The following is a 12,541-nucleotide window of genomic DNA, read 5'->3' on the forward strand; positions in this document are numbered from 1 at the left end:
GTGAGTAGATGACCAAGGCCGTCGTTTTCGGAACCGGTTCGTGGGGCACGACCTTCGCGATGATCCTCGCGGAGGCCGGAACCTCCACGACGCTCTGGGGACGGCGCGCCGAGGTGGTCGAGGCCATCACGCGCGGGCACGAGAACCCCGAGTACCTGCCCGGGATCACGCTGCCCCCGTCGCTGCGCGCCACCACCGACGCCGCCGAGGCCATGGAGGGCGCCGACTTCGTCGTGCTCGCCGTCCCCTCGCAGACCCTGCGCGGCAACCTCGCCGTCTGGCGTCCCCACATCCCCGGCCACGCCGTGCTCGTCAGCCTGATGAAGGGCATCGAGATGCGCACGTCCAAGCGCATGAGCGAGGTGATCCGCGAGGTCGCGGAGGTCCCGGCCGAGCGGGTCGCGGTGGTGTCCGGGCCCAACCTGGTCGGCGAGCTGGTGCGCCGCGAGCCGGCCGCGACCGTCGTCGCCGCCGCGGACGACCAGGTGGCCGAGCGCCTCCAGGAGGCCTGCCACCTGCCGTGGTTCCGCGCCTACACCAACACCGACGTCGTCGGGGTCGAGCTCGGCGGCGCCGTCAAGAACGTGATCGCCCTGGCGGTGGGCGTGGCGGCGGGCATGGGGCTCGGCGACAACGTCAGGGCCACGCTGATGACCCGCGGCCTCGCCGAGATCGCGCGGCTCGGCGCGGCGCTCGGCGCCGACCCGCACACCTTCGCGGGGCTGGCGGGCATGGGTGATCTGGTGGCCACATGCACGTCCCCATTGTCGAGAAACCGCACCTTCGGGGAGAATCTGGGCCGTGGCATGACCCTCGCCGAGACCATCGCCGCCACCCGGCAGACGACGGAGGGGGTCAAGTCCTGTGAGTCGGTTCTCGATCTGGCACGGAAGCACGACGTCGAGATGCCCATCACGGAGGTGGTGGTCGGCGTCGTCCACGACGGAATGACCCCCAGCGAGGCCGCGATGCTGCTCATGTCGCGGACTCCCAAGCCGGAACGGTACGGCGTGTGACTTCTTCTCGACGCATGCGCAGGAGGATCGGAGAGAACTCCCGCGCGGCCCACCTCCCCCCCGCACCCGCTCCCCGCCAGCTCCCGATCGGCCTGCCCGTGTGGCGCAGCGCCTCGTGGAGCTTCGAGAACTCGGCCCAGTACGCCGACGTGCTGGGCGAGCGCGCGCCCGGCTTCGCCTACAGCAGGATCGACAACCCCACGGTGGCGGCGTTCGCCTCGGGCGTCGCCACGCTGGAGGGCGCGGCGGCCCCCGAGGAGGTCTCCGGCCAGGCGTTCGCCTCCGGCATGGCGGCGGTGACCGCCGTCCTGCTGGCCTTCCTGCGCTCCGGCACCCACGTCGTCGCCCCCGCCCCGGTGTACGGCGGCACGTACGCGCTGCTCACGGGCACGCTGGCCCGCTTCGGCGTCTCGGCCGACTTCGTGGACTACTCCGACCTGCGCCGGGTGCGCGACGCCGTGCGCCCCTCGACCAGGATCATCTACGCGGAGACCCTCGCCGACCCCACGATGGCCGTCGCCGACATCCGCGGGCTGTACCGCATCGCCAGGGACGCGGGCGCGCTGCTCGTGGTGGACTCCACGCTCGCCACGCCCGTGGTGTGCCGCCCGCTGGAGCACGGCGCCGACCTGGTCGTCCACTCCGCGACCAAGCTCCTCGGCGGGCACGACGACTGCACCGGCGGCGCCGTGGTCGGCCGTCGCGAGCTCATCGCCCAGGTGCGTGAGGTCCGCATCGACACCGGGTCCGCGCTCGCGCCGGACGAGGCGTTCCTGCTGCGCCGCAGCCTGGAGACCCTGCCGCTGCGCGTGCGCCGCATGTGCGCGACCGCCATGGTCTTCGCCGCCGCCGTCGCCAAGCACCCGGCCGTCCGCCGCGTCGACTACCCCGGCCTGCCCGCCCACCCCGGCCACCAGCTCGCGCGCCAGCTCTTCGACGCCGGCCCCGAGGGCACCCGGTTCGGCGCGTCGCTGACCGTCACCCCGCACGGCGGCTACGAGGCGGGCGTGATGCTCGCCGACACGCTGCGCATCGCCCGCATCGCGCCCTCCGTCGGCGGCACGCAGACCAAGGTCGCCCACGTCGCCTCCACCACCCGCGGCCGGCCGGACGAGACGCGGCGGACGGCCGCGGCCGTCGACGCGGGCGCGGTGCGTTTCTCCATCGGCCTGGAGGACGCGGAAGACCTGATCGCGGACGTCACGGACGCCCTGGACGCGCTGCGATCGAACACCACGACACGTACCTGACAAGCGGTGACGACCAGGGCGCACGGTAGATTCGGAAATCATGAACGACCAGCATGAATCCCGGCCCCGCGTGCGCGTGGCGGTCGTCTTCGGAGGCCGCAACTCCGAGCACGCGGTGTCCCTCATGGGCGCGGGCAGCGTGCTCGGCGCCATCGACCGGTCGAAATACGAGGTCGTGCCCATCGGCATCGCCCCCGACGGCCGGTGGGTGCTCGCCTCCGACGACCAGAGGTTCGAGATCGAGGGCGGCGAACTGCCCTCGGTGGACGGCGGCGGCACCGCGCTCGCCCTCCCCTCCGGCGGCGGCCCGCTCGTCACGCTGGACTCCGGGCGCATCCCCGGCACGCTCGGCACGGTGGACGTCGTCTTCCCCATGCTGCACGGCGCCTACGGTGAGGACGGCACCATCCAGGGCCTGCTGGAGATGGCGGGCGTGCGCTACGTCGGCTCCGGGGTGCTGGCCAGCGCGGTCGGCATGGACAAGGCGTACATGAAGGCGCTGCTGGCCGGCGCCGGCCTGCCCGTGGGCCCCTACGTCGTGGTGCGCGACCGCGACTGGCGCCTGGACCGGGACCGGGTGCTGAAGGACGTCGAGGCCCTGGGCTGGCCCGTCTTCGTCAAGCCGTCCCGGGCGGGCTCCAGCCAGGGCATCACGCGCGTGGAGCACTACGGCGAGCTGGAGGCCGCGGTCGAGCACGCCCGCACGCACGACCCGAAGGTGCTGGTGGAGGCGGCCATCGACGGCCGCGAGATCGAGTGCGCCGTGCTGGAGTCGCCGGGCGACGAGCCGCCGGCCGCCAGCCGGCCCGGAGAGGTGCTGGTCGCCGAGAACCACGAGTTCTTCGACTTCTCGGCCAAGTACATCGGGTCGGACATGTCCCTCGCCGTCCCCGCCGACATCCCCGCCGAGGCCGCCGAGGACCTGCGGGGCATGGCCGTGCGGGCGTTCGAGGCACTCGGCTGCGAGGGGCTGGCCCGGGTGGACTTCTTCTACACGTCCGACGGCGCGCTGATCGTCAACGAGATCAACACGATGCCCGGGTTCACGGCCATGTCGGTGGCGCCGCAGCTCTGGGCGGCCTCGGGCGTGTCGTACCCGGAGCTGGTCGACCGGCTCATCCAGCTCGCGCTCCAGCGGCCCGCGGGCCTGCGGTGAGACGACGTCAGCCGGACGGCGTCTCCGCCGGCGGGAAGGCTGCCTTGATCGCGGGGGCGAGGTCGATGAGCACCCCCGAGGGGTCGTGCGCCCGCGAGATCGTCACCTCGACGTAGCCCCGCGGGTTGACGGCCGTGAACAGCGCCGGCCTGGCCGGGTCGGCGAACCACGGCACGCCGTCGATCTCGGGGACCTGCTGCATCGGATCCATCGCGGCGGGCCTCGGCACGCCGCAGCGCAACGCGATCTCCCCGGCCCCCCACACCGCGACGTACGGCGAGGCGGGCTCGGAGGGGACGCGCTCGGCGCCGTCGAGGGTGCCGGGCAGGCGCTTCACCAGGGCCGCGCAGGCGGCCGCCGTGTCCCCCTGGGGCGCCGGAGGCGCGATCCGCACGGCGCCGCCGCACGCGGCCGACAGCAGCGCCAGCGCCGACAGGACGGCGGCGGTCCTTCCCGCCGTCAGCGCGGTCGGCACGGTCACCCCCGGGAGGTCAGCTCAGATATGGACGATCGGACACGTAAGAGTACGCGTGATCCCCTCGACGGCCTGAATCTTCGCGACGACGAGCTTGCCGAGTTCGTCCACGTTGTTGGCCTCGGCGCGGACGATCACATCGTACGGGCCGGTGACGTCCTCGGCCTGGGTCACCCCTGGGATGACCTTGATGGCGCCCGCGACGTCGGCGGCCTTGCCTACTTCTGTCTGGATGAGGATGTAAGCCTGCACCATCACGTCCTCCCGGCGGGGGCGAAGCTCGCTGCTGTCATCGTGTCAATGCCGCATGTAGATCAGTGCCGAATCGCCACCGTACATGGAACACACCTGGAGGTGTGCTATCACAGTCGCAGATCTTGGTGAATTCGGGATCATTGCACGTATTGTCGGACGCTTGCCTCAAACTCCCGCGGTATTGCTCGGTCCGGGCGATGACGCCGCGCTATTGCGTGCTCCCGATGGGCGGGTTGCCGTGACGACGGATCTCCTCCTTGAGGGTAGGCACTTCCGCCGTGATTGGTCCAGTCCGTACGACATCGGCAGGAAGGCGGCGGCGCAGAACCTCGCCGACATCGCCGCCATGGGCGCGGTTCCCACCGCCCTCGTCGTCGGCCTCGGCCTGCCCGGGGATCTGCCCACCTCGTGGCTGGACGGGCTCACCGACGGGTTCGGGGACGAGTGCGCGACGATCGGCGCGGGCGTGGCCGGGGGCGACATCGTCCGGTCCGAGCGGGTCGTGCTCGGCGTGACCGCGCTCGGTGACCTCGGCGGACGGCCGCCCGTCACCCGCTCGGGGGCCCGGCCGGGGCAGGTGCTCGCCGTGGCGGGCAAGCTCGGGCACGCCGCGGCGGGGCTGGCGCTGTACGAGGCGGGGCGCGCCGAGGAGTGGCCCGCGCTGGCCGAGGCGCACCGTCGGCCGAGCCCCCCGTACTCCTGCGGGCCCGCCGCCGCCGCCCTCGGCGCCACCGCGATGCTGGACGTCAGCGACGGGCTGCTCCAGGACATCGGCCACATCGCCACGGCGAGCGGCGTCCGCGTGGAGATCGACCCGGCGCTGCTGCCCGTGGACGACGCCCTCACCGCCGCGGCGGCCGCACTGGGGGAGGATCCGCTGCGGTGGACGCTCACCGGTGGCGAAGATCACGCGCTCGCGGCCGTGTTCCCCCCGGAGGCGGCGCCGCCGGGGGAGTGGCGGGTCGTGGGCCGTGTCACGGAGGGCGAAGGCGTGCAGGTCAGGGGGCGTGAGGAGGCGTACGGGGGCTGGGACCACTTCCGGGGGTAGCGGTCGCGGCGGGCGGCCTCGGGTGGCCGGGTGTGGCCAGGGTGAGTCACGCGAACTTGGTGAAAATTGTGACAAAGAAGTGTTAAAGGTGTTATGAAGTGGGGCGCTGTGCTTTCTACGAGAAGGACGCTTCATGGGACGAGGACGCCACACGCCCCGCCGCGGATCCGGCGGTGACGCTTGGGACGACCACGGCGATCCCGGCTGGGACGACGAGCGCGGCACCCAGGAATGGCTCAACGACGACGCCACCTGGCACGACGAAACCCCCATCCAGGCCAAAACCGCCCCCCTCCCACCGTCGGCTCCCCCACCCGGCGCCGCCGTACCCGGCGCACCTGTCTCCGGCGCCCCCGCGCCAGGGTTTCCAGCCTCGGGTCCTTCCACGGCATTCGAGCACGGCACCCCCACACCAGCGCCCTTCGGCCCTGACGTCCCGCCACCCGCGACTTCCCCGCCCAGCGGCCCCCTGCCCACCCCCTTCTCGCCTCCCGCCCCCACATCAGGAGCTCCCGCCCCTGGCGCCGCGCCCACAGCCTTCCCGCCCCCTGGCCCCATGCCAGGGGCTCCCGCGTTTGGTGGCCCCGTGCCAGGGGTGTCCGGGTCTGGCGGTCCCGTGCCCACAGCTTTCCCGCCTCCTGGGCCCATGCCAGGGGCTTCCGCGTTTGGTGGCTCCGTGTCAGGGGCTCCCGCCTCTGATGGTCCCGCGCCTGGGGTTTTCGGGCTTGGTGGCTCCGCATCCGAGGCTCCGGCTTTCGGGGTTGATGGCTCCCCGTCCGGGGCTTCCGCGCCTGGTGGTCCTGCTGCCGGGCCTTTCGGGTCCGGTGGTTCCGCGTCGGGGGGGTCAGCGTCTGGTGGTTCCGAGGCCGAGGTATTCGGGCCCGGTGGTCCTGAGTCTGCGGCTGCGGTCTTCGGTGGGCCTGAGGCCGCGCGGCGTTTGCCTCGGGAGGACACGCCCGTCTGGCCTCGGCCGGGGGAGCGGCAGGCGTACGGCTTTCCCGGCGCGCCTGAGGACCCCTCGGACCCGTTCGCGCACACCGGCCCGATGGCCGCCGTGCCCCCGTACCCGTCCGAGACCGGGCCCGGCACCGATCCCTTCGCCCAGCCACGCCCACCCCTGAGCCCGTCCCCCTCCGCCGGAGCCCCGGGCGAGGGTTTCCCGCACACCGGCCAGTTCGCGGCGACGGGCGCCTTCCCCGCCGACGACCGCGCACCTGACGAGCCCTTCCCCCACACCGGGCAGTTCGCGGCGGTGGGAAGGTCCGAGGGACCGGACGAAACCCTCCCTCAGGGGCGGACCGACAGGGCGGGCGAAGCCGTCCCGCACACCGGGCAGTTCGCGGCCGTGGGCCGCCCCGAGGGGCGCGCGGGCGATGAGGCGTTCCCCCACACCGGGCAGTTCGCGGCTGGGGGGCGGGCGGACGATGAGGCATTTCCCCATACCGGGCAGTTCGCAGCGGTCGGGTCCCTGCCGGGGGAGCGGTCGGGGGATGACGACGCGGTGCCCCATACCGGCCAGATACGGGCGGTGGGTGCTTTCCCGGCCGACGGGGAGGCGGGCTCCGACGACGCCACGGACTCCTTCCCCCACACGGGCACGATCCTGCGGGTGGGCGCCGCCCCGGGTCCCTCGGAGGGGCGGGGCCGCGGGCGAGGGGACGGTGAGCGGCGCGGACGGCGCGGCACGCGGCGGGGCGGGGCCCTGGCGGGCCGCGCGCGCTCCCTCGCGATCGTCTCCGCCGTCGGGGTCGCGATGGCGGTCGCCGCGACCGTCATCGGCGTGAAGCTGTCGTCCAACGAGCTGACCATGAACACGCCGACCAAATGCGAGGGCCCCACCTGCGCCGCCGTCGCCGAGCCCACCGGCGTTCCCGCGACGGCCGGCGAGGCGGATGACACCTTCGAGTCCGAGCCGTCGGAGTCGTCGGCCCCGTCCAGGTCGGCGACGCCCGCGCCGAGCCGCACCGCGCAACGGCAGGTCCCCGCTCCCGAACCCACGATCACCACCCCCTCGCCCGAGCGCACGACCGGCAGGCCGACCCCCAAGGCCACGAAGACGCGGAACGCGCCGAGGAACACCCCCGTCCCGACCCAGACCGAGGACGCCGACCCGCAGAACCCCAGAGCGTCCGGCGCCCCGGTCTCCGCCCCGCCCACGGAGTCGCCGCGGACGGCCGAGCCTTCGCAGTCGCCCCAGAACACCCCGTTCGACGAGAGCGGGCGGCGCGCCGCGCCCGGCCAGGTGTCGGTGGACTTCGCCCTGTCCGAGGTCGGCGACACCGGGTACACCGGCCGTGTGTCCGTGGTCAACACCGGTCCCGCGCTGGACGGCTGGACGCTGCGGCTGCCCGTCGGCGGGACCGTCACCGGCGCGGACGGGGCCGTCTGGGACCAGGACGGCGCGACCCTCGTGCTCACCTCGCCGGGCCGGCTCGGCGCGGGCGAGCACGCCGTCATCGCCTTCACCGCCGACGGCGACGCCACCGTCCCCGACACCTGCCGCCTCGCCGAAGGCGTCTGCCATATGGACGACGAACAGACCGCCCGCACAGCCGCGACGGCCCGCCGCAAGACCGCCTAGCGACCCCGCCTGCCATAAGGAACGCCCAACGACCTTCGCCTGCCGTGAAGAGCGCCTGACGACCGCCGCATGTCGTTGAAGGCGGCCCCAGCAACCACAACTGGCCGCGAGGACCGCCCAGCCGATCACCGTCTGCCATGAAGGCGGCCCACCGGCCACCGCCCATCCCGGGGCCAGCCCACCGGTCACCGTCTCGGAGGCGGCCCACCGGTCACCGCCCGTGCCGGAGGGCCCGCGGGACCCCGTCCCGGAGGGGGCCCACCCGGCCACCGCCCGTCCCAGAGGCGGGCGCCGCCGGTTCCGGTCTTCGGGAAGGTCGTTCGGTGGTCCGTGTGTGGGGCGGGTCGGGGTGGTGATCAGGGACGCCCGCGTCCTCGGGATGGGGTGGGGGGCTGGTTTGATGGACGGATGACACCTCCCCGTGTGCTGACGATCGCAGGGTCCGACTCCGGAGGAGGCGCGGGCATCCAGGCCGATCTGAAGACCATGCTCGCGCTGGGCGTCCACGGCATGAGCGTGATCGCCGCCGTGACCGCGCAGAACTCCCTCGGCGTCCAGGGCTACTGGGAACTGCCCCCCGAGGCCGTGCGCGCCCAGCTCTCCTCGGTGCTCGGCGACATCGGCGTCCAGGCCGTCAAGACCGGCATGCTGGCGTCCCCGGCGCTGGTCGAGATCGTCGCCGAAATCCTGTCCGGTGTGGCGGCGCCCGTGGTGGTGGATCCGGTGGGCGTCTCCAAGCACGGCGACTCGCTCCTCGCCCCCGAGGCGGTGGACGTCGTCAAGGGCCGCCTGCTGCCCGTCGCGACCGTGGTCACCCCCAACCTGTGGGAGGTCGAGCAGCTCACCTCGGTGAAGGTGGAGGACGAGGACGGCCTACGCCCGGCCGCCGAGGCGGTGCTGGCGCTCGGCCCCGCGTGGGCGCTGATCAAGGGCGGCCACCTGCCCGGCCCGCCGGTGGACCTGCTCACCGACGGCGTCCGCGAGTACCGCTTCCGCGCCGAGCGCCACGACAACCGGCACACCCACGGCACGGGTTGCACGCTGGCCTCGGCCATCGCCTCCCACCTCGCGCTCGGCGAGGACGTCCCGGAGGCCGTGCGCAAGGCGAAGGAGTACGTCACCGGGGCGATCGCCCACGGTTTCCCCCTGGGCGCGGGCATCGGCCCGGTGGACCACGCCTGGCGGTGGCGCTGACGCACCCCCGCTCTCAGCGGGACGCAGCCCCGGTTCACAGCGGGACGCAGCCACAGCTCACAGCAGGACGCAGGCCCCCGCTCACGGCCACAGCAGGCGCTCACGGCCACGCGGGACGCAGGGCTCGCTCACGGCCACAGCGGGACGCCTAGGCTCCCCTCACGGCCACAGCGGGATGTACGCCCCGCTCGCGGCCGGCAGGACGTAGGCCCCGCTCACAGCAGGCGGGCGATGGGGTCGTCGGCGAGGCGGCGTAGCAGGGTCGCGGTGCGTGTGGCCTGCGCGGCGTCGGGCTCCGGGCGCGTACCCGAGCCGACCGCGTCGGCCAGCGCGTTCAGTTCGTGCGGCGGCAGCAGCGTGCGGGCCATGCTGTGCAGGCGCAGCCGCACCTTGCGGCCGGTCGCAGGGTCCTCGGCCATCAGGTGGGGCACCCGGCGGCCCGTGGGGATGGTCCCCTCGCCGTGCGGGTTCCTGACGTACTCGGGCTCGGAGTCGATCCACACGCGGGACGTCGCGAGGTCGGCCCTGCGCGTGCCCAGCAGCCCCCGCACCTCCAGCACGGTGCCGCTGAGGATCGCCTGCCGGCGGTACGTGCCGAGCACCATGGTCACGAGGAAGCCGATCATCAGCAGGGCCGCCACGGCGAACACCGCGCGGACCGCGAGCGCGGGGAACGCTCCCGCGCCGGACTCGAACGCCGGTAGCGCGCGGAACTCCGGGTCCGACCGGCCGAGGGCAAGGGCCGCCACCCCGGCGATCCCGGCGAGGACGCCGAGGAAGAGCAGCCCGATGATCGACACGGTGACCTTCTGGCCTGTGGAGGCGTTCACGCTCAGGCGTATGGGCGGATTCAGCACGACGGAGAAGCTACCCAGCCGATCTCACGCCACGCCGCCCATCGCGTCATCGAACGACGAAGGCCCGCCGCCTTCGGAGGCGACGGGCCGACGGGGGCGAGGCTCAGGTCAGCGGGTGACCTTGCCGGCCTTGATGCAGGAGGTGCACACGTTGAGCCGCTTCGGCGTGCTGCCCACCATGGCGCGGACGCGCTGGATGTTGGGGTTCCAGCGGCGGCGGGTGCGGCGGTGCGAGTGCGAGATGTTGTTGCCGAAGATCGGCCCCTTGCCGCAAACGTCGCAGACGGAAGCCACGGTCATCGCTCCTTAGATCAGTCGATAGGCCCGAACCGAGGTTGGAAGCGGTGGTCGGGCACGCCGGGACAACCGGCTAGCTACACGAGGGTATCTGATGCCGCCGCCTGCACGCGAAACCGGAGAACCGGCGAACGGGGATAATCTCGTATCACCAACCGTAGCGCATCAGCGGCGGGCGCGGGGTGCGTGCCGGCTCACGAGCGTACGGCCGGAGACGCGGCTCGCCACGGCCCGGTACGGCATCGGTCCTCACGCTCATGGAACCGACGACGACCGGCGAACCAGCCCAGCGAACCAGTCGCACGGTACGAACAGCGCGCATGGCGCGTACGGCGCGGAGGGGCGATCGCGCGAGGAAGGAGCCGCAGTGCCTCCACAACGCCCCCAGAACCCGCCTGGCGCCGACGAGCCCCCACGAGACCGGCCCTACCCCCCGGTCCAGAAACCCGCCCCTACCAGGCCGTCCCCGCTCACCGACAAGCCGTCCGCCCCGCAGGACCCACCTCTCACGCCACGGCCCCCCGCTGCCCAGCAACCTCCTGCCGCGCAGGAGCCGCCGTCCACGCACCGGTTCTCTGCCGCGCGGGAGTCGCCATTCGCCCACGAGTCCTCTCTCGCGCAGGAGTCGCCGTTCGTGGAGGAGTCCTCTCTTGCGCAACAGCTCTCTTTCGCCCAGGAGCTTCCTGTCGATCAGAAGCCGCTGCGACTTCTTGATTCCGGGGCCGTTCGGCGTTGGTCGCGGCTGAGTGCCGAGGTGCTCGGTAGGGCGCGGGGCGAGATCGACGCGTTGAACGTGTTTCCCGTTCCCGACGGTGACACCGGGACGAACCTTCATCTCACGATGCTGTCGGCCGCGGAGGCCCTGGACGGGCTGCCCGCGGAGGCCGACGCCGCGCGTACCTGGCGCGCGCTGGCCCATGGGGCGCTGCTCGGCGCGCGGGGGAACTCGGGCGTGATCGTGAGCCAGGCCCTGCGCGGCATGGCCGAGGTGCTGGGCGGCGCGGCGGGCGGGGGCCGTGATCTGCGGCGAGGGCTCGCCAGGGCGGCCGAGACCGCCAGGGAGGCCGTGGCGCGGCCCGTCGAGGGCACGGTGCTCAGCGTGCTCGCCGCGGTCGCGCACGCCGTCGAGGGGGCCTCGGACGAGCTGGCCGAGGTGGCGCGCGGGGCCGCGTCCGCCGCCCGCGCCGCCCTGGGGCGCACCACCGGCCAGTTGGAGGCGCTCGCGCGCGGCGGGGTCGTGGACGCGGGGGCCGCGGGGCTCACGCTGATCGTCGAGTCGCTGGCGGCCGTGGTCACCGGCTCCTACGCCGGGCGGTACGAGGTGCCCGCGCCCGCCGTCAAGGTGCGGCCGGCCCCGGTGGAGGGGCCGGCGTACGAGGTGATGTACCTGCTGGAGGCCGACGACGCGGCGGTGGCCGCGCTGAGGGAGGAACTGGACCGTCTCGGCGACTCCCTGGTGGTCGTCGGCGGGGACGGCCTGTGGAACGTGCACGTCCACGTGGACGACGCCGGCGCCGCCGTCGAGGCCGGGACGCGCGCCGGTCGGCCGTACCGGATCAGGGTGACCTATCTGGACGCGCCCGCGCGGCCCCACCGCGCCGGGCACGGCAGGGGAGTGGTCGCGGTGGCGGCCGGGGACGGCATCGCCCGCCTGTTCGAGGAGGCCGGAGCCGTCGTGGTGCGCCGCGATCCCGGGACCAGCCCGCCGCTCGCGCCCGTGCTGGAGGCGATCCGCCGCGCGGGCACCGAGGTCGTGGTGCTGCCCAACGACACCGGCGTCAACGCCGTGGCCCTGGCCGCCGCCGAGACGGCCCGCGAGGACGGCGTCACGGTCAGCGTCGTGCCGACCAGGTCGACCGTGCAGGGGGTGGCGGCGCTGGCCGTGCACGACCCGCTGCGCCGCTTCGACGACGACGTGGTCGCGATGGCCGACGCCGCCGGGCACACCCGGCACGGGCACGTCTGGGTGGCCGACCGGGCGGCGATGACCAGCGCCGGGGTGTGCCGGCCCGGGGACGTCCTCGGCGTGATCGACGGCGATGTCGCCCTGATCGGCACGGCCCTGCCGGACGTCGCCGTCGAGATCACCTCGCGCATGCTGTCGGCGGGCAGCGAGCTGGTCACGCTGATCACGGGCCTGGGCGGCGGGGAGGAGCTGGCGCACGTCGTGGCGGCCCACCTCGCCACTGCCCGCCCCGACGTCGAGGTCGCCGTCCACGCGGGCGGCCAGGGCGGCTACCCGCTGCTCATCGGCGTCGAGTGACCGTCGCGACCCGCGCGGGGACCGCCCGTCAGGAGCGGGCGTCGAGTGCGGACTGTCGAGGCTGGGCCGTTGAATACGGACCGTTGAGCGCGGACTGTCGAGCGTGGGCCGTTGAGTACGGGCCGTTGAGGGGGGACGGCCGGGTGTGC

At 73.7% G+C, this 12,541-nt stretch carries 11 protein-coding genes; 7 read left to right on the top strand and 4 right to left on the bottom strand.

The window, feature by feature from the left end; all coding sequences use genetic code 11:
- Nucleotides 1–8: 8 nt before the first annotated feature.
- The 3 genes from BJ982_RS14260 to BJ982_RS14270 are packed head-to-tail and all read left to right on the top strand — an operon-like array spanning nucleotide 9 to nucleotide 3,422.
- Nucleotides 9–1,016 (top strand): NAD(P)H-dependent glycerol-3-phosphate dehydrogenase, encoded by a 1,008-nt coding sequence (locus BJ982_RS14260; protein ID WP_184880318.1) that lies wholly within the window; start codon nucleotides 9–11, stop codon nucleotides 1,014–1,016.
- A gap of 14 nt (nucleotides 1,017–1,030) precedes the next feature.
- Nucleotides 1,031–2,266 carry a trans-sulfuration enzyme family protein gene (locus BJ982_RS14265; protein ID WP_184880320.1) on the top strand — a complete coding sequence of 412 codons (1,236 nt, stop codon included), beginning with the start codon at nucleotides 1,031–1,033 and terminating at the stop codon, nucleotides 2,264–2,266.
- Between the two features lie 40 nt (nucleotides 2,267–2,306).
- Entirely contained in the window at nucleotides 2,307–3,422 is a 1,116-nt protein-coding gene (locus BJ982_RS14270; protein WP_184880322.1) for a D-alanine--D-alanine ligase family protein, read from the top strand.
- Nucleotides 3,423–3,429: 7 nt separating this feature from the next.
- Here the strand turns inward: BJ982_RS14270 and BJ982_RS14275 are convergent, their stop codons facing one another.
- Complete coding sequence (locus BJ982_RS14275) at nucleotides 3,430–3,903, bottom strand: DUF3515 family protein (protein WP_239123343.1); 474 nt, start codon at nucleotides 3,901–3,903, stop codon at nucleotides 3,430–3,432.
- A gap of 15 nt (nucleotides 3,904–3,918) precedes the next feature.
- A complete protein-coding gene (locus tag BJ982_RS14280; protein ID WP_184880324.1) occupies nucleotides 3,919–4,152 on the bottom strand; it encodes an Lrp/AsnC family transcriptional regulator in 234 nt (77 codons plus the stop codon).
- Between the two features lie 82 nt (nucleotides 4,153–4,234).
- On the opposite strand from BJ982_RS14280, the gene BJ982_RS14285 reads away from it, so the two are divergent.
- From BJ982_RS14285 to thiD, 3 genes are all read left to right on the top strand, one after another.
- Nucleotides 4,235–5,200, top strand: coding sequence for a thiamine-phosphate kinase (locus tag BJ982_RS14285; RefSeq protein WP_184880327.1), 966 nt, complete (start codon nucleotides 4,235–4,237; stop codon nucleotides 5,198–5,200).
- A gap of 1,045 nt (nucleotides 5,201–6,245) precedes the next feature.
- Nucleotides 6,246–7,781, top strand: coding sequence for a hypothetical protein (locus BJ982_RS14290; RefSeq protein WP_184880329.1), 1,536 nt, complete (start codon nucleotides 6,246–6,248; stop codon nucleotides 7,779–7,781).
- Nucleotides 7,782–8,189: 408 nt separating this feature from the next.
- Nucleotides 8,190–8,975, top strand: a complete 786-nt coding sequence (thiD, locus tag BJ982_RS14295) for a bifunctional hydroxymethylpyrimidine kinase/phosphomethylpyrimidine kinase (RefSeq protein WP_184880331.1) — start codon at nucleotides 8,190–8,192, stop codon at nucleotides 8,973–8,975.
- A gap of 215 nt (nucleotides 8,976–9,190) precedes the next feature.
- On the opposite strand, the gene BJ982_RS14300 is transcribed toward thiD, so the two are convergent.
- The gene (locus tag BJ982_RS14300) at nucleotides 9,191–9,832 is read right to left on the bottom strand and encodes a hypothetical protein (RefSeq protein ID WP_184880333.1); all 642 of its coding nucleotides are present in this window, start codon (nucleotides 9,830–9,832) and stop codon (nucleotides 9,191–9,193) included.
- Nucleotides 9,833–9,940: 108 nt separating this feature from the next.
- On the bottom strand, nucleotides 9,941–10,126 hold the full coding sequence (gene rpmB / locus BJ982_RS14305; RefSeq protein WP_114028028.1) for a 50S ribosomal protein L28: 186 nt from the start codon (nucleotides 10,124–10,126) through the stop codon (nucleotides 9,941–9,943).
- A gap of 703 nt (nucleotides 10,127–10,829) precedes the next feature.
- Here rpmB and BJ982_RS14310 point away from each other — a divergent pair.
- Nucleotides 10,830–12,392: a fatty acid kinase ATP-binding subunit FakA gene (locus tag BJ982_RS14310; RefSeq protein ID WP_260414294.1), complete on the top strand. Its 1,563-nt coding sequence runs from the start codon at nucleotides 10,830–10,832 to the stop codon at nucleotides 12,390–12,392.
- The last annotated feature ends 149 nt before the right edge of the window (nucleotides 12,393–12,541 follow it).

This window comes from Sphaerisporangium siamense, assembly GCF_014205275.1.
Classification (GTDB): Bacteria; Actinomycetota; Actinomycetes; order Streptosporangiales; family Streptosporangiaceae; genus Sphaerisporangium; species Sphaerisporangium siamense.